This window comes from Albidovulum sediminicola (assembly GCF_025751575.1).
In the GTDB taxonomy this organism is placed as follows: Bacteria; Pseudomonadota; Alphaproteobacteria; order Rhodobacterales; family Rhodobacteraceae; genus Albidovulum; species Albidovulum sediminicola.
Genome location: NZ_JAOWLA010000016.1, coordinates 82,198 through 98,986 on the forward strand (window position 1 = coordinate 82,198; position 16,789 = coordinate 98,986).

Consider the following 16,789-nt stretch of genomic DNA (forward strand, 5'->3'; position numbering starts at 1 on the left):
TCTCGCTCTGACGCTGAAATCCCGGCGCGGGCGGGCGCGCCGGGGGCATGTGTCGGGCCAGCGCTCAGCTGCCGCCAAGCTCCTTGCGGAAGGTTTCGAAGTCAACCTGCATCCCGTGGAAGATCGTGCTCCAGTTGCGGGTCATGCCGGCCATGGCGACGGCCTCGGCAATTTCCTGGTCCGTCGCGCCGGCCGCATGGGCGGACTCGGTGTCGGCCCAGATGCAGTAGTCGCAAGGAATCTGCGCCGCGACGGCGAGTGAGATCAGGGCCTTTGTCTTCGGATCAAGGGCCGTATCTGGCGAGAGTTCCAGTTCCTTGTATTGCTTCCACAGGCCCGGAAGTGCTGCCTGGGAGACCGAGGCCATGAAGGTCGGCACGCCCCCGAACGTGGCCTGAACGTCGTCGAGGGTCGCCTTGACCTCGGCGTCGTCCGCGATCGCGGGCTGTACGGCAAGCAGCGTGGAGAAAACGAAAGCGGCGGTGGTGAAGCGGGTCATCTTCGGCCTTCCTTTCTGGATTCGGTGATTGCCTTACGGCGTAAGGCGGTATGAAATTGTTAAAACTTACACTGTAAGAAATCAATTCACGACTCCGTGATCGACAGGCGGGGGATGGTCTTGCCCGGGGTCCGGCTTGACCTCCCGCAGGGCGCGGCCTAAGGCCGAAGGATGCAACCGGCGCCGGAGGCCCCAATGCCCGTCTATTCCGCCCTCACCACACTGGATGCCCGCGAACCGGCCGAAGCCCTGGCCGAGGCGCTCGAGAATCTGGACCCGGAACCGGCGGGAGTCGGCGTGTTCGAGATTGAGGACGGCTCAGGCCAGTACGAGGTTGGCGCCTATTTCGAGGATGCGCCGAACGATATCGCGCTCGCGCTGATTGCCATGGCCCACGGGGCGCGGCCCTTCGCGGTGTCCGAGGTTCCCGAAACCGACTGGGTGGCCCATGTGAAGCGCGAATTGCAGCCGGTCGAGGCGGGGCGCTTCTTCGTCTATGGCAGCCACGACGCGGACAAGGTTCCCGACGGCTCAGTGCCCTTGCTCATCGAGGCCGCGATGGCCTTTGGTACCGGCCACCACGCCACGACCAAGGGCTGCCTGCTCGCGCTTGACCGGCTGGAACGCGAGGGCGTCCGCGCCCGAAATGTCGCCGATATCGGCTGCGGGACGGCGGTACTCGCCATGGCGGCCGCGGCGATCTGGCCCGAACCGGTCATCGCCTCGGACATCGACCCGGTGGCGGTCGAGGTGGCAGAGGCCAATGTCGCGGCCAACGGGCTGACCGGCCGCGTCCGCTGCGTCGAAGCCGCAGGCTTCGGCCACCCGGACCTTCGCGCGGGCGCCCCCTACGACCTGATCTTCGCCAATATCCTCAAGGGCCCGCTGATCGAGCTTGCGCCGGACATGGCCGCCGCACTGGCCCCCGGCGGAAGGGCGATTCTGTCCGGCATCCTCAATACGCAGGCGGATGCGGTGGTCGAGGCCTACAAATTGACAGGATTGTTTGCGGAAGCGCGAAACGAACACGGCGAGTGGACGACATTGGTTCTTCGGAAGGGGTGAATCCCTCAGTCGGGGTTACACGCGCCCAATTTTCGCCGCATTTTCAACGCAGCATCACCTTTGGCGGGGGTGCGCCGGAAAGTGCAGGAGATTGGCAGTGGTCGATCCCAACATGAAGGACTTCTACGGTCGTCTCGACCGGATCCAGCGGGTTCATGCCGCCGGTGGTGGTTTCGAAGCCCAGGGCACCCTCGGCATGTTCCACTACAATTCCTTGCGCAGGAAGCGGCGGCGCGCGACCTGGATCATGCCGGTTCTTCTGGTCTGCCTGACCGTCCTGCTGATCAAGGCCGCCGTTCTGGCGACGATCGGGCGCGACTTCTACGACGACCGCATCGCCATGTTGAAGCAAGGTAGTACGATCGATCAGGCGGGCGCCTACGTCCTTGAGGCGGGCGAGGCAACCGTCTGGGTCTCCGAAGTCATCCGCGGCGCAATTCCCTGATCCGCCGCACCCTTCGAGCAGAAAAGGCCGTGTCCGGCATCCCGGACACGGCCTTTTTCTCTGTCCCGTCGCGCGGGTCTCAGCGGTGCGAGATCTCTTCGATATCGCCACGGCACAGGCCGATGTCTTCCAGTTCGCGATCGGTCAGACGCGACAGCGCATTGCGCGTCACGCGGGCATCGTTCCACGCGGCAACGATGGAAACGAGGCTGGAGAAGAAGCCGATGTGCAGGCCGGTAGCGGTGCGGGTGTTGGTGTAGGACGCCATTTTCGTGTTCCTCAGAAAGCTGTGTTGCAGGACTGTGTCCCTGCTGCTGAGACGGATTTAGATCCGGCGAAAACGAACCACAAGGCGCAGCCATGCAGTGCTGCCATGCAGCATTTGCATGGGTCAAACTCCGGTTACATTCTTGCAATAAAAGGGTTTCTGCAAGTGCGAAATTGTCGTTTTCGTCTCGCGCCAAGGCGAAAACGTGCTGCGGCAGGCCGCTTGCCCTCGGGGCGGGCCCCGCCATTCTCCCTTTGCGATGTTCGCGTTTCGTGCTAGTCGTGTCCGAAAAGCAACACGAGCAGGATGAAAGATGCGCGTTCTCGGGATCGATCCGGGGCTTCGAAACCTCGGATGGGGGGTGATCGAGGCCAAGGGCTCGCGACTCAGCCATATTGCGAACGGGATCATCCATTCCGAGGGCGCTGATCTCGCTGGGCGGTTGAAATCCCTGCACGCGGCGCTGACCGAGGTCATCCTGCGCTACATCCCCGATGCGGCAGCGGTGGAGCAGACCTTCGTGAACAAGGACGCGGTGGCGACGCTGAAGCTGGGCCAGGCCCGGGGGATCGCACTGCTGGTGCCGGCGCAGGCGGGGCTTGCAGTCGGGGAGTACGCGCCCAACGCCGTGAAAAAGGCCGTGGTCGGCGTGGGTCACGCGGGCAAGGGGCAGGTCGAACACATGGTGCGCTTCCAGTTGCCGGGCGTCGAGCTTGCCGGGCCCGACGCGGCGGATGCGCTGGCTGTCGCCATCTGTCACGCCCACCATTTGCAAAGCGCAGGCCGCATGGCCGCCGCGCTGAAGGGGGTCGCATGATCGGCCGGATCGCGGGGGTCATCCTGCACCGCGCGATGGACCATGTCCTGATCGACGTGCGGGGCGTGGGCTATGTCGTCCACGTCTCCCAGCGCACGGCGGCGGCCCTGCCGCCGGTGGGCGAGGCGGTGGCGCTCTATACCGATCTTCTGGTGCGCGAGGACCTGCTGCAGCTTTTCGGCTTTCCGACGCTCCTGGAAAAGGAATGGCACCGGTTGCTGACAACCGTTCAGGGCGTTGGCGCCAAGGCCTCGATGGCGATCCTGGGCACGCTGGGGGCCGAGGGGCTGGCGCGGGCGATCGCGCTTGGCGATGCGTCCTCCGTCAAGGCCGCGCCGGGCGTGGGGCCGAAGCTGGCGCAGCGCGTGGTGATGGAACTGAAGGACAAGGCGCCCACCGTGATGGCGCTTGGCGGCGCGCTCAGCGTCGATGTCGCGCCCTCCGATGAGGTGGTCGAGGCGCCCGCTCCCCGCAAGGCACGACCCGCGCCGCAGCCCGCCCCGGCGGCGGCCGCGACGGCCGACGCGCTCTCGGCGCTGGTGAACCTCGGCTATGGGCAAGGCGAGGCGGCGGCGGCCGTCGCGCAGGCGTCCGGCGAAAACGAGGGTGCCGCAACTCCCGCCCTGATCCGCGCGGCGTTGAAGCTTCTGGCGCCGAAGGGGTAAGCGATGGACCCCAACCCCACGCTCCGAGCCGCGCCCCAGCCCGAGGATGCCGACCGCCCGATGCGGCCGCAGGCTCTGTCGGAGTTCGTGGGCCAGGAGGAGGCGCGCGCCAACCTGCGGGTCTTCATCGAAAGCGCGCGCCTGCGGGGCGAGGCGATGGATCACACGCTGTTTCACGGCCCCCCCGGACTTGGCAAGACGACGCTGGCGCAGATCATGTCGAAGGAACTGGGTGTCAACTTCCGTATGACCTCCGGCCCGGTCCTGGCGCGCGCGGGGGACCTTGCGGCGATTCTTACGAACCTTGAAGCGCGCGACGTCCTTTTCATTGATGAGATCCACCGCCTGAACCCGGCCGTGGAAGAGGTCCTCTATCCCGCGATGGAGGATTTCGAACTGGACCTCGTGATCGGCGAGGGGCCGGCGGCGCGCACGGTCCGGATCGAGTTGCAGCCCTTCACGCTTGTCGGCGCGACCACGCGGCTCGGTTTGCTCACGACGCCGCTGCGCGACCGTTTCGGCATCCCGACCCGGCTTCAGTTCTACACGATTGACGAACTGGACCTGATCGTCACCCGCGGCGCGCGGTTGATGGGGGTGCCCTCCGATCCCGAGGGCACGCGAGAGATCGCGAAGCGCGCGCGCGGCACACCGCGCATCGCCGGGCGGCTTTTGCGCCGGGTGGTCGATTTCGCCCTCGTCGAAGGCGACGGCACGCTCTCGCGCGAGATCGCGGACAGCGCACTGACGCGGCTCGGGGTGGATCACCTGGGCCTTGACGGCGCGGACCGGCGGTATCTGACCCTGATCGCGGAGAACTACGCCGGCGGGCCGGTGGGGGTGGAGACGATCTCTGCCGCGCTCTCGGAAAGCCGCGATGCGATCGAAGAAGTGATCGAACCCTATCTGCTGCAACAGGGGCTGATCCAGCGCACCCCGCGCGGGCGGATGTTGGCGCAGAAGGCCTGGGCGCATCTGGGCCTGCCGCAGCCGAAGGTGCCGGGGCAGGGCGACCTGTTCGGAAAGTGACGGGCGGCGCCCGGCGGCCCGCCGGGTTGCATCGGTTCCCGCTTTGTCGCAAGCAGGCGCCAAGCGAAAGGAGCCGCCATGACGCCTGCTGTGACCCCCGCCATGACCCCCGCCATGACCCCAGACGCGATCGAGGCCCTGTTTACCCGCAGCGCGGACGGCTACGTCTTTGCCCGCTGGTCGCGCCCCATCGCGCCCGTGGTCTTCGGTGTCGATGACGCGACGCTCAAGACCGTCAAGGGCGCGATCGAGGCGGTCGTGGCGCTCGCCGGGCACAGCATGGCGGAAACCGACCCCGAACAGGGCGCGAACCTCATGATCTTCTTTTTCAGGGAGTGGCCGGAGCTGCTGGAGGTGCCGGATCTCGACCGGCTGGTGTCCGGCCTCGGGCCGCTGGTCGCGCAGCTTGAGACCGAGGGCGCGAACCAGTACCGCTATTTCCGGTTCGAGCAGACGGGCGCGATCCGAGCCTGCGTGGCCTTCGTGCGGATGGACGCGGAGCTGGCCGAGCTTTCGGCGGAGGTCCTGGCGCTAGGCCTTGCGGCGCAGATCATCCTGCTGTGGTCGGATCGTGCGTTTCGGGATCGTTCCCCCCTCGCGCAGGCGGGGCATAATGTGATATTGCGCCCCGACGTTGCGGGGGTGATCCGCGCGGCCTATGATCCGGTCCTTCCGGCGGCGGCGCGCGACGCCTCCCACGCCTTGCGGCTTGCCGCGCGAATGGGAGTTTGAAGATGACGAAGGCAGTATTCATCGATGGCGAGGTCGGCACCACGGGTCTTCAGATCCGCGAGCGTCTTCAGGGCCGCGATGACATTCGCCTGATCTCCCTGCCGGAAGCGGTGCGCAAGGACCGTGCCGCCCGGCTCGACGCCTTTGCCGAGGCCGATGTCTCGATCCTCTGCCTGCCCGACCCGGCGGTGCATGAGGTCGCGCCGGACCTCAAGGCGATGGGCGCGCGTGTCATCGACGCCTCGACCGCGCATAGGGTGGATCCGGACTGGGTCTTCGGCTTCCCCGAGATGGCCAAGGGCCAGCGCGCGGCGATCGCGGGCGCGCAGCGGGTGTCCAACCCCGGCTGCTGGTCGACCTGCGCCATCGCCTTGATCCGGCCGCTGGTGGCGGCCGGGATCATCGACCCGGCCCATCCGCCGGCGATCTCGGGCGTGTCGGGCTATACCGGCGGCGGCAAGGCGATGATCGAGGAATTCGAAAGCGGCAAGGTCGCGGGATCGTTCCTTTACGGCACCGGACAGGCCCACAAGCACCTGCCGGAGATCCGGACGCACGGGCTTCTGGATCGCGTGCCGGTGTTCGTTCCCTCCGTCGGGCACTATGCCCAGGGCATGGCCGTGGCGGCCGAGCTTGAACTGGGCCGCGACGGGATCGCGGCGGCCGAGGCAGCGCTGGCCGAGGCCTATGCGGGCGAGGCCTTCGTGGCGGTCGTTCCCGCCGCGGCGGACCAGCCCCGCGTCATGCCGCAGCGGCTGAACGGCACCAACCGGCTGGAGCTGTCGGTCCACGGCAACCCGGAAACCGGCGCGGCCACATTGGTCGCGGTCCTCGACAACCTGGGCAAGGGCGCCTCCGGCGCGGCGGTGCAGAACCTGAACATCATGCTGGGCATCGAGGAGGGGCGCGGTCTCTGACCTCGCGATCGGCGATGACCCACGAATTCGGCCTGCGCGTCTATTACGAGGACACCGACCTTGCCGGCATCGTCTATTACGCCAACTACCTGAAGTTCATCGAGCGCGCGCGCAGCGAATGGGTGCGTGCGCTCGGCATCGACCAAGGGCAGCTGAAGGCCGAGGCAGGCATCGTCTTCGCCGTGCGCCGGGTCGAGGCGGATTACCTGCGGTCGGCGAAATTCGACGACGAACTGACCGTCGTGACCCGCCCGCAGGCGACCAGCGGCGCGCGCATCGTGCTGGAACAGGACGTGATGCGCGGGGCGGAGCGGCTCTTTGCCTCCGTCGTGACGCTGGTCTGCCTGACCGACACCGGCCAGCCCGCGCGCCTTCCGGCGGAACTTCGCCGAAAGATGGAGCCTTCGCTTCATTGAAGCCGCTTGGCGGGCCGGTCCTGTAACATGCCATCACGGCAATCTGTTGGCATCGGCCAAGAAAGCACGATACAATCGCGTCAAATCAGAGCCGCCTGAAACGCGGCCTAACCGGCGAGCAGATCCTGATGGAAACCGAAACCCTTGCGATGGCGCAGGAGATCGACTTCTCCTTGCTTGCGCTCTTCATGCGCGCCTCCGTAACCGTGCAGCTTGTGATGATCCTTCTGACCGTGGCCTCGGTCTGGTCCTGGGCGATCATCGTGCAGAAGTTCATCGCCTACCGGACCGCCCGGCACGAGGCCTCGGTGTTCGACCGGGCCTTCTGGTCGGGCGAGCCGCTGGACGAGCTCTTCGAGCGGATCGGGTCGCAGCCCGACGGCGCGTCGGAACGGATCTTTGCAAGCGGCATGGTCGAATGGCGCCGCTCGCACCGTCAGGACGGGGAACTGATCGCGGGCGCGCAGGCGCGCATCGACCGCTCTATGGATGTCGCGATCCAGAAGGCGACCGAGGATGTCATGCGCGGGCTTCCAGTCCTGGCGACGGTGGGATCGACCGCGCCCTTCATCGGGCTTTTCGGCACGGTCTGGGGCATCAAGGTCGCCTTCGAGCAGATCGCGATCTCGCAAAGCACCTCGTTCTCGGTCGTGGCCCCCAGCATCGCCGAGGCGCTGCTGGCCACCGCGCTCGGCCTTCTTGCCGCGATCCCGGCGGTTATCTTCTACAACAAGCTTTCGACTGACGGCGACCGCATCGTCGCGGGCTATGAGGCCTTCGCCGACGAGTTCTCCACCATCCTTTCGCGCCAGCTGGACGCCTGAGCGATGGGGGCGGGTGTCATGAAAGGTGGCGGCGGGGGCGGACGGCACCGCCGCCGCGGCCGCCGCGGCCGGCAGCAGATGATGAGCGAGATCAACGTCACGCCCTTCGTTGACGTGATGCTGGTGCTTCTGGTGATCTTCATGGTCGCCTCGCCGCTTCAGGTGGTGGGCGTGCCGCTTGACCTGCCCAAGACCGCCGCGCAGGCGGTGCCGACAGAGCAGGAAGAGCCGCTGACCATTTCCGTGCAGGCCGATGGGGCGATCTCGATCCAGAACGAGCCGATCGCCGAGGGCGAGTTGATCGGCAAGCTCAAGGCGATTTCGGCCGAGCGCAGCAGCGACAAGCTGTTCCTGCGCGCGGACGGCACGATCCCGTATGAGCGGGTGGTGCAGGTCATGGGCGCGCTGAATTCGGCCGGCTTCGCCAACATCGTGCTGGTGACGGACGCAGGCGGCCCCCGCTTCGGCGGCCAAGGTGGGAACTAGGGCAGATGCCCCGCGCAAGAGCCGAACGCATTGGCTTCATGGTCTCGGCAGGGTTTCACCTTGGCGTGATCCTGTGGCTGCTCCTGGGCGGGATCTTCTTTTCGCATGACATGCCGCCAACCTCGGTCGCGACGGAAGTGTCGCTGATCTCATCTGCCGAATACGACGCGATGATCGCCGCGGCGCCCAAGGCGCCGGAGGAAACGCCGGCCCAGCCTTCCTTGCCCGCGCCCCCCGCGGCCGAGGAGCCCGCGCCCGCCCCGGTGGCGGAGGCGCAGCCCGAAACCCAGACGCCCGAGCCGCCCGCCGCCGAGGCGGAGCCCGACGTGTCGCCCGACGTGACCGAACTGACGCCCCCCGTGGCAGAGGTGACCGACACGCCGCCCACCCCGATCATGCCGCCCGTCGAGGAACCCTCGGCCACGATCGTGACCGAGATCGCGAAGAAGCCCACCCCGCGCCCCGCGCCCCGCGTCGCCCCGGTCCCGACCGAGGCGCCGGAGCCCGACGCCGCCCCCGCGCCCGAGGTCGCGCAAGAGGCGGTCGAGGCGCCCGCCGAGGAAACCCCGCCCGAGGAAACCCAGGAAGCCGCCGCCCCGGAAGAGGCGGGCGAGGTTCTGGAGACCGAGGAAAACAAGGACCCGGAACAGGTGGCCTCCGCCGCGCCCTTGACCTCGGCCCGCCCGAAGGCGCGGCCCGAAAAGCCGAAGAAGCCCGAGGCCAAGCCCGAAGCCCCGGCCGCCGCGAAACCCGCCGCCCCGGCCGCCGAGGCGGACGAGCCGACCCAATCCGACGCCGTCGCCGATGCGCTGGCCGAAGCGCTGGCGGGGGCCGCGTCGGAAGAACCGGCACCGGGGACAGGCACCGCGCCCTCCGGCCCGCCGATGACGGGCGGGGAGAAGGATGCGCTGGTCGTCGCGGTCAAGCAATGCTGGAACGTCGGCGCGCTTTCGACCGACGCGTTGCGCACGATCGTGACGGTCTCGGTCTCGATGTCGCCCGAGGGCAAGCCCGATGGCGGCTCCATCCGGATGGTCGGCTACGAGGGTGGCACCGAGGCCGCCGCGATGCAGGCCTTCGAGGCCGGACGCCGCGCGATCCTGCGCTGCGCGGGCGACGGCTATCCGCTGCCGCGCGACAAATACGAGCAGTGGAAGGACATCGAGATCGTCTTCAACCCCGAGAAGATGAGGCTGAGATGACCCTTCTGCCCGCGATTTTCCGGCGGTCGCCCGCCCATCAGCCCAAAGCGGGCTTGCGCGATGCGGCCCCGATTGCGATGACCGGAAGGACATCGCGCCCCCTCAACCACCCCTCTGCCGGAGGAAGAATGACCCCGATGCTCCGCACACTCTGCCTGGCCCTGGCCGCGCTTGGTCTTTCCGCGATGCCGACACTGGCGCAGAACGGCCCCCTGCGCATCGTCATCGAAGAGGGCGTGATCGAGCCTCTGCCCTTCGCCGCCCCCGGGTTCCTGGCCGAAAACCCTTCTGCGGCAGAGTTCGCGGACCAGATCACGCGCGTCGTGGCGGCAGATCTTGCCGGCACCGGGCTTTTCCGCGAGATCCCGCAATCCGCCCATATCGCCCGCATCTCGAACTTCGATGCGCCAGTGTCCTATGCGGACTGGAAGGCGATCAACGCGCAGGCGCTGGTGACGGGGTCGGTCGCGCTGGGTTCCGACGGGCGGCTCAACGTCAAGTTCCGCCTTTTCGACGTGTTCTCCGGTCAGCCCATGGGCGATGGGCTGCAATTCGGCGGCGGCTCGGGCAACTGGCGGCGGATCGCCCACAAGGTCGCCGACCAGGTCTATTCGCGGATCACGGGCGAGGGCGGCTATTTCGACAGCCGGGTGGTCTTCGTCTCGGAAAGCGGGCCGAAGGACCAGCGGCTGAAGCGGCTGGCGATCATGGATTACGACGGCGCCAATGTGCAGTACCTGACGGACAGTTCCGCCATCGTGCTGGCCCCGCGCTTTTCGCCCGACGGAAACCGGGTGCTGTTCACGTCCTATGAGACCGGGTTTCCGCGCATCAAGATGCTCGACATCGCCTCCGTCACCTCGCAACCCTTGGCGGACCTCTCGGGCAACATGACCTTCGCGCCGCGGTTCTCACCCGATGGCGGCACCGTGATCTACTCGGTCGAGCAGGGCGGCAACACCGACCTCTACGCGCTGGCGCTGGGCTCGAACCAGCCGGTGCGGCTGACCAACGCGCCCTCGATCGAAACCGCGCCGTCGTTTTCGCCCGATGGCAGCCGGGTCGTCTTCGAAAGCGACCGCTCGGGCACGCAGCAGCTTTACGTCATGCCCGTGGGCGGGGGGGAACCCACCCGCATCAGCTTCGGCGAGGGCCGCTACGGCACCCCGGTCTGGAGCCCGCGCGGCGACCTGATCGCGTTCACCAAGCAGAACGCGGGTCGCTTCCACATCGGCGTCATGCGCGCCGATGGCAGCGAGGAGCGCCTGCTGACCGCCTCCTTCCTGGACGAGGGGCCGACCTGGGCCCCCAATGGCCGCGTGATCATGTTCACCCGCGAAAGCGCGGGTGCGGGCGGGTCGGCGCAGCTTTATTCTGTCGATATCTCGGGTCGGAACCTGCGTGCGGTCCCGACCGAGGGGGCGGCGTCCGACCCTGCGTGGTCGCCGCTTCTGCCCTGACATGGAAAGCCCCGCGCGGCGTTCCCAAGCGCCGGGCGGAATGATAAGGTAACGGCCATCGAGCCATAAACTAGAGGCGGCAGTGCAATGAACAAACTCTCGATGATCCTTCTTCTGGCGGGCGCGCTGGGCGTGTCGGCCTGTAACAATCCCGACCGTTTCGGTGCGGGGGGCGCGGACGGCGCCGGTGGGGCCGGCGGCGGCATCATGAGCGCCGCGCTCGGCGACCCCAACGACCCGAACTCGCCTGCCTATTTCAACCAGACGATCGGCGATACGGTCCGCTTCGCGGTCGATCAGTCGGTGCTGACGCCGGAATCGCAAAACGTGCTGGCCGGTCAGGCGCAGTGGATGAACCAGCATCCGCAATACAATGCCGTCGTCGAAGGCCATGCCGACGAACAGGGCACCCGCGAATACAACATCGCGTTGGGTGCGCGCCGCGCCGCCGCGGTCCAGGAATTCCTGATCGCCCAAGGCGTGTCGCCCGCGCGCCTGCGCACGGTTTCCTACGGCAAGGAACGGCCGCTGGCGATCTGCTCGGACGAAGCCTGCTATGCGCAGAACCGGCGCGCGGTGACGGTGATCACCGTGGGCGGCGGCGTCTGATCCGGGCTTGCGCATGATCCGGGCGCTGGTTCTTTCCACCCTGCTCGCGGCGGCGGCCCTTCCGGCTGCCGCCCAGAGTGCCGAAACGCTGGCCGATCTGCGGTCGGAGTTGACGAGCCTTGCGAAGGAGCTCCAGTCGCTCAGGTCTGAGCTCGTCTCCGGCGGGCAGTCGGCGATGCAGTCGGCCGGCGGAACCGGCGCGCTGGACCGCATGAACGCGATGGAGGCGGAGATCGTCCGCCTGACCGCGCGGACGGAAGAGTTGCAGAACCGGATCGACCGCGTCGTCTCGGATGCCACCAACCGCATTGGCGACCTCGAATTCCGGATCTGCGAGCTTGAGGCTGGCTGCGATGTCGCGAACATGCCGATCACGGGGCTTCTGGGCGGGGCTGCGGGCGGCGGGGGCGGCGTTCTGCCCGCGCCCGCGCCAGCCCCTCAGCCCGCCGCGAACGGCGGGACCCCGGAGCTCGCGATCAGCGAAAAGGCCGATTTCGAGCGCGCGCAGGCGGCGCTCGACGGTGGTGAATACCAGGCTGCCGCGGACCGTTTCGCGGCCTTTGCCCAGACCTACCCCGGCAGTCCGCTGATGGGGGACGCGCATTTCGCGCGGGGCGAGGCTTTGGCGGGGCTCGGCGACACTTCGGGTGCGGCACGCGCCTATCTCGACGCGTTTTCGGGCGCGCCCGACGGGCCGAAGGCGCCGGCGGCGTTGCTGCGTCTGGGCGCCGCGCTGGGCATGCTGGGCCAGGTTCAGGAGGCCTGCGTCACACTGGGCGAGGTGCCGCGGCGCTTCCCCTCGGCGCCGGAAGCGGGCGAGGCGGCGAGCACGATGCAAAGCCTCGGGTGCCAGTGAAAGGCGGGACAAGTCCCGGCGCCATCTTGCGGGAATTCCTTGCGCCCGGGCGGCCCGACCGTCTGGGCGTTGCCGTTTCGGGGGGTGGCGATTCCACCGCGCTGCTGTGTCTGCTGGCAGACTGGCGCGCCGAGGGCGGGCCAGAGATCGCGGCAGTGACGGTCGATCACGGCCTGCGCCCCGAGGCCGTCGACGAGGCCGCGGCGGTCGCCACGCTTTGCGCGCGGCTTGGGGTCGATCATGCGATCTTGCGATGGGAGGGTTGGGACGGTCGGGGCAACCTGTCCGACAGGGCGCGGCGCGCGCGCCAGTCCCTGATCGCCGACTGGGCGCGCCGGCAGGGCGTTACGACGGTCGCGCTCGCCCACACGCTTGAGGACCAGGCGGAGACCGTGCTCCTGAGGCTCGCGCGCGGGTCCGGCGTCGATGGCCTGTCGGGCATCAGTCCGCGGCGCCGCTTCCTGGGGGTCGAATGGGTGCGTCCGCTTCTGGGGGTCACGCGGCAGGCACTGCGCGACGATCTTGTCGCGCGTGGGGTCCCTTGGGCGGAAGACCCCAGCAACGCGGACGACAGCTACGACCGTGTCAAGGCACGCAAGGCGCTCGACACACTGGCGCCCCTTGGCCTGACCGTGGCCCGGCTGGCGGAGACTGCGACCCACATGGCCCGTGCACGCGCCGCGCTCGATGAGGGCGTGGCCGATCTGGCGCGCGCGGCCTGCCGCATCGCGGCGGGGGACGTGATCATCTCGCGCGACCGCTTCGATCCGGCACCGGAGGAGATTCGGCTCAGACTTCTGGCCCACGCGATCCGTTTCGTGACCTCGGCGCCCTATCGCCCCCGGTTCGAGCCGCTCTCTGAGGCCGCAGCCGCGCTGGCGGGGGGCGGGCGGCGGACCCTTGCCGGCGCGTTCCTGTCGTCGGCGAAACGAACCATCCGCGTCACGCGGGAATACAAGGCGGTCGCCGGGCTGTCGGCCCCCGTTGGCATGGTCTGGGACGGGCGCTGGTCGGTTTCAGGCCCCGGCGGCGATGGGGCAGAGGTCCGCGCCCTCGGCCCCGAAGGGCTTCGCGCACTTGGCAACCCGCGCGATTCCGGCCTGCCGCATGCGACGCTTCTGGCCTCGCCCGCGGTCTGGCGGGGTGCGCGGCTTGTCGCCGCACCGCTCGCCTTGGGCGGCGGCGATTGGCGCGCAGAGCCGCTCTTTGACGAAGAGAGCTTCATCTCTTCTATTTTCGCGCATTGAACCTGCCCGGCATATCTCTATTTTAAGTGCAGGCCGCCCTCGTGCGGTTCGACGGATTTTTGGAGGTCCCCCTTGGGTAACGCGAGAAACCTGGCTTTCTGGGTCGTGCTCTTTTTGCTCGTCCTGGCGCTGTTCACCTTGTTCAAGGGCGATCCCACAGGCTCGGCTGGCAGTCCCATCTCCTATTCGGAGTTCATTCAGCGGGTCGACAAGGGCGAGGTCGAGAGCGTCACGCTCGACGGGGAGACGGTGCAGATCCGCACCGTCGACGGCAAGCAGCTGACGACCGTCCGGCCGCTTGGCGAAGCGATCACCGAACAGCTCATCAACAAGAACGTGAACGTCACCGCCAAGCGGCAGGAACAATCGGGCTTCCTGTCGCTTTTCGGGTTCTGGATGCCCTTCCTTGTGTTGATCGGTGTCTGGATCTTCTTCATGAACCGGATGCAGGGCGGCGGAAAGGGCGGTGCCATGGGCTTCGGCAAGAGCCGGGCCAAGCTGCTCACCGAACGTCAGGGCCGGGTGACCTTCGACGATGTCGCGGGCATCGACGAGGCCAAGGAAGAGCTTGAGGAGATCGTCGAGTTCCTGCGTAACCCGCAGAAGTTCTCCCGCCTGGGGGGCAAGATCCCGAAGGGCGCGCTGCTCGTCGGTCCTCCGGGCACGGGTAAGACGCTCCTTGCGCGCGCGATCGCGGGCGAGGCCGGGGTGCCGTTCTTCACCATCTCGGGCTCGGACTTCGTCGAGATGTTCGTGGGCGTCGGCGCCAGCCGTGTGCGCGACATGTTCGAACAGGCCAAGAAGAATGCGCCCTGCATCGTCTTCATCGACGAGATTGACGCGGTGGGCCGGGCCCGCGGCGTGGGCATCGGCGGCGGCAACGACGAGCGCGAGCAGACGCTGAACCAGCTGCTGGTGGAAATGGATGGCTTCGACGCCAACGAGGGCGTGATCATCGTCGCTGCCACCAACCGCCGCGACGTTCTGGACCCGGCGCTTCTGCGTCCGGGCCGCTTCGACCGCCAGATCACCGTGCCTAACCCCGACATCAAGGGGCGGGAGAAGATCCTGGGCGTCCATGCCCGCAAGGTGCCGCTGGGGCCGAACGTCGATCTGCGCATCATCGCGCGCGGCACGCCCGGTTTCTCGGGCGCCGACCTCGCCAACCTCGTGAACGAGGCGGCGCTTATGGCCGCGCGTGTCGGGCGCCGCTTCGTGACCATGGAGGATTTCGAGAGCGCCAAGGACAAGGTCATGATGGGGGCCGAGCGCCGGTCGATGGTCATGACGCAGGAGCAGAAGGAAAAGACCGCCTATCACGAGGCCGGTCACGCCATCGTCGGCCTGAAGCTGACCAAGACCGATCCGGTCTACAAGGCCACGATCATCCCGCGCGGCGCCGCGCTGGGCATGGTCGTCAGCCTGCCGGAGATGGACAAGCTCCAGATGTTCAAGGACGAGGCGCGCGAGAAGATCGCCATGACCATGGCGGGCAAGGCGGCCGAGATCTTCAAGTACGGTGCCGACAGCGTGTCCTCGGGTCCGCAGGGCGACATCCAGCAGGCCTCGGGCCTGGCGCGGGCGATGGTCATGCGCTGGGGCATGTCCGACAAGGTCGGCAACATCGACTATTCCGAGGCGCATGAGGGCTATCGCGGCAACACGGGCGGCTTCTCGGTTTCCGCCCATACGAAGGAATTGATCGAGGAAGAGGTCAAGAACTTCATCGACGAGGGCTATGCCACCGCGTCGCGGATCATCGAGGAGAATGCCGAGGAGTTCGAGCGCCTGGCGCAGGGCCTTCTGGAATACGAGACCCTGACGGGCGATGAAATCAAGCGCGTCATGCGGGGCGAGCCGCCTGTCGCGGGCGACGATGAGGGCGACAAGCCCGATGAAGGCAACGCGCCGAGCGTTACCGCCATTCCCAAGACCAAGCCGAAGTCGCCCAAGGGCGGCATGGAGCCCGAACCCTCGGCCTGAGGCCCCTCGGGAACACCGTTTCAAGGACCCCCGCCCGGGGGTCCTTTTTTGCTTCGCGCAGGCGCTCTGGCGCCGTTTCCGGGCGCCCGGCCTGGCGATGACTTGAAAGGGCGCCTGCGAAGCCCCTACTGTGCCAGCGCCGCCCTCGGGGCGGGGCCCGTTTGAAGGAAGGCGCAGCATGACCGGATCGCCCGACTGGAACCCCGAAGCCTATGCGCGCTTTGCCGACCTCAGGCTTCGCCCGGCGCTTGACTTGCTGCAGCGGGTGGGTGTCCTGCCGCCGTCGGGCGACATCGTCGATCTGGGCTGCGGCTCCGGTTCGGTCGGTCACGCGCTCGGCCACCGCTTCCCGGGTCGGCAGATCCTGGGTGTCGATGCCTCGCCCGCCATGCTCGCGCAGGCCGAACGCACCGGCGCCTACGGCAAACTTGTGGCCGGCGACATCGCCGCCTGGAAACCCGCCCGCGCCCCGGCGCTGGTCTTTTCGAACGCGGCGTTGCAGTGGCTTGGCGACCATGAGGCGCTGATGCCCCGCCTGGCGGGACTTGTCGCGCCGGGTGGTGTTCTGGCGGTGCAGATGCCGCGCCAGTATGGTGCGCCATCCCATCGTTTCCTTCGGGAATTCGCAGCCGAGATGTTCCCGGACCGATTTGACTTCGCGGGCTGGAAGGCCCCGGTGGCCACGCCGGTCGAATATCTCAGGCTGCTGTCTCCGCTCGGCGAGGTCGATGTCTGGGAGACCGACTACGTGCAACGTCTGGTCCCGGCGGAGGCAGGGCATCCTGTGCGGCGCTTCATGGAATCGACCGCGGTGCGGCCCTTTGCGGAGAAACTATCCGACGCCGAATGCGCCGCTTTCCTCGCGCGCTACGAGGCCGCACTGGCCTCCGCCTATCCGGTCGAGGTCGACGGATCGGTCCTGTTCCCCTTCCGCAGGGTGTTTTTCGTGCTCCGGCGCTGAGCCCCGCGCGCCGTCGATCCGCGTTCCGGATCGGAAACCGGCTTTCCGATCCGGTACACGCAAACAAATGAGGGAGCGCGAAGTTCGGCAGGACTGGCGATTCCGACAACTTAAGTGTCGGAAATCTCCGAATACCACGGCATTCAGTGGGCTAAGAGAGGCGGAACCGGCCGCTTACCGCAGGGAGAGACGAGGATTATGGCGTTCAAGACCGACATTGAGATTGCGCGTGAAGCGAAGAAGAGGCCGATCCAGGAGATTGGCGACAAGCTTGGGATTCCGACGGAGCATCTGCTGCCGTATGGGCA

Annotated in this window: 20 protein-coding genes; 18 read left to right on the top strand and 2 right to left on the bottom strand. The window is 67.5% G+C overall.

What is annotated here, in order from left to right:
- Nucleotides 1-64: 64 nt before the first annotated feature.
- Entirely contained in the window at nt 65-499 is a 435-nt protein-coding gene (locus OE647_RS15890; RefSeq protein ID WP_263722741.1) for a carboxymuconolactone decarboxylase family protein, read from the bottom strand.
- Between the two features lie 195 nt (nt 500-694).
- Here OE647_RS15890 and OE647_RS15895 point away from each other — a divergent pair, with 195 nt between their 5' ends.
- Both OE647_RS15895 and OE647_RS15900 read left to right on the top strand, forming a co-directional pair.
- Nucleotides 695-1,564: a 50S ribosomal protein L11 methyltransferase gene (locus OE647_RS15895; RefSeq protein WP_263722742.1), complete on the top strand. Its 870-nt coding sequence runs from the start codon at nt 695-697 to the stop codon at nt 1,562-1,564.
- Between the two features lie 97 nt (nt 1,565-1,661).
- On the top strand, nt 1,662-2,009 hold the full coding sequence (locus tag OE647_RS15900) for a hypothetical protein (RefSeq protein ID WP_263722743.1): 348 nt from the start codon (nt 1,662-1,664) through the stop codon (nt 2,007-2,009).
- 79 nt (nt 2,010-2,088) lie between these two features.
- Here the strand turns inward: OE647_RS15900 and OE647_RS15905 are convergent, their stop codons facing one another.
- Entirely contained in the window at nt 2,089-2,277 is a 189-nt protein-coding gene (locus OE647_RS15905) for a DUF1127 domain-containing protein (protein ID WP_263722744.1), read from the bottom strand.
- A gap of 313 nt (nt 2,278-2,590) precedes the next feature.
- On the opposite strand from OE647_RS15905, the gene ruvC reads away from it, so the two are divergent.
- From ruvC to OE647_RS15985, 16 genes are all read left to right on the top strand, one after another.
- Complete coding sequence (ruvC, locus tag OE647_RS15910) at nt 2,591-3,094, top strand: crossover junction endodeoxyribonuclease RuvC (protein WP_263722745.1); 504 nt, start codon at nt 2,591-2,593, stop codon at nt 3,092-3,094.
- Nucleotides 3,091-3,759: a Holliday junction branch migration protein RuvA gene (gene ruvA, locus OE647_RS15915; protein WP_263722746.1), complete on the top strand. Its 669-nt coding sequence runs from the start codon at nt 3,091-3,093 to the stop codon at nt 3,757-3,759. The genes ruvC and ruvA overlap by 4 nt, the downstream gene beginning before the upstream one ends.
- A 3-nt stretch (nt 3,760-3,762) precedes the next feature.
- Nucleotides 3,763-4,788, top strand: coding sequence for a Holliday junction branch migration DNA helicase RuvB (gene ruvB / locus OE647_RS15920; RefSeq protein ID WP_263722747.1), 1,026 nt, complete (start codon nt 3,763-3,765; stop codon nt 4,786-4,788).
- Between the two features lie 114 nt (nt 4,789-4,902).
- The gene (locus tag OE647_RS15925; protein ID WP_263722761.1) at nt 4,903-5,520 is read left to right on the top strand and encodes a DUF2927 domain-containing protein; all 618 of its coding nucleotides are present in this window, start codon (nt 4,903-4,905) and stop codon (nt 5,518-5,520) included.
- A gap of 2 nt (nt 5,521-5,522) precedes the next feature.
- Nucleotides 5,523-6,437, top strand: coding sequence for an N-acetyl-gamma-glutamyl-phosphate reductase (gene argC / locus OE647_RS15930; protein WP_263722748.1), 915 nt, complete (start codon nt 5,523-5,525; stop codon nt 6,435-6,437).
- A gap of 14 nt (nt 6,438-6,451) precedes the next feature.
- On the top strand, nt 6,452-6,853 hold the full coding sequence (gene ybgC, locus OE647_RS15935; protein ID WP_263722749.1) for a tol-pal system-associated acyl-CoA thioesterase: 402 nt from the start codon (nt 6,452-6,454) through the stop codon (nt 6,851-6,853).
- A 128-nt stretch (nt 6,854-6,981) separates the two neighbouring features.
- Complete coding sequence (gene tolQ / locus OE647_RS15940) at nt 6,982-7,677, top strand: protein TolQ (protein ID WP_263722750.1); 696 nt, start codon at nt 6,982-6,984, stop codon at nt 7,675-7,677.
- Nucleotides 7,678-7,680: 3 nt separating this feature from the next.
- The gene (locus OE647_RS15945) at nt 7,681-8,163 is read left to right on the top strand and encodes an ExbD/TolR family protein (protein WP_263722751.1); all 483 of its coding nucleotides are present in this window, start codon (nt 7,681-7,683) and stop codon (nt 8,161-8,163) included.
- 5 nt (nt 8,164-8,168) lie between these two features.
- The gene (locus tag OE647_RS15950) at nt 8,169-9,365 is read left to right on the top strand and encodes a hypothetical protein (RefSeq protein WP_263722752.1); all 1,197 of its coding nucleotides are present in this window, start codon (nt 8,169-8,171) and stop codon (nt 9,363-9,365) included.
- Nucleotides 9,366-9,502: 137 nt separating this feature from the next.
- Entirely contained in the window at nt 9,503-10,825 is a 1,323-nt protein-coding gene (gene tolB, locus OE647_RS15955; protein WP_412174967.1) for a Tol-Pal system beta propeller repeat protein TolB, read from the top strand.
- Nucleotides 10,826-10,912: 87 nt separating this feature from the next.
- Nucleotides 10,913-11,434 carry a peptidoglycan-associated lipoprotein Pal gene (gene pal, locus OE647_RS15960; RefSeq protein ID WP_263722754.1) on the top strand — a complete coding sequence of 174 codons (522 nt, stop codon included), beginning with the start codon at nt 10,913-10,915 and terminating at the stop codon, nt 11,432-11,434.
- Nucleotides 11,435-11,447: 13 nt separating this feature from the next.
- On the top strand, nt 11,448-12,290 hold the full coding sequence (gene ybgF / locus OE647_RS15965) for a tol-pal system protein YbgF (protein WP_263722755.1): 843 nt from the start codon (nt 11,448-11,450) through the stop codon (nt 12,288-12,290).
- Between the two features lie 26 nt (nt 12,291-12,316).
- Entirely contained in the window at nt 12,317-13,537 is a 1,221-nt protein-coding gene (gene tilS, locus OE647_RS15970; protein WP_263722756.1) for a tRNA lysidine(34) synthetase TilS, read from the top strand.
- 72 nt (nt 13,538-13,609) lie between these two features.
- On the top strand, nt 13,610-15,520 hold the full coding sequence (gene ftsH / locus OE647_RS15975; RefSeq protein WP_263722757.1) for an ATP-dependent zinc metalloprotease FtsH: 1,911 nt from the start codon (nt 13,610-13,612) through the stop codon (nt 15,518-15,520).
- Between the two features lie 178 nt (nt 15,521-15,698).
- Nucleotides 15,699-16,481 (top strand): methyltransferase domain-containing protein, encoded by a 783-nt coding sequence (locus OE647_RS15980; protein WP_263722758.1) that lies wholly within the window; start codon nt 15,699-15,701, stop codon nt 16,479-16,481.
- 198 nt (nt 16,482-16,679) lie between these two features.
- Nucleotides 16,680-16,789 (top strand): formate--tetrahydrofolate ligase (locus OE647_RS15985; protein WP_263722762.1); only part of this gene is annotated, 110 nt, incomplete at its 3' end.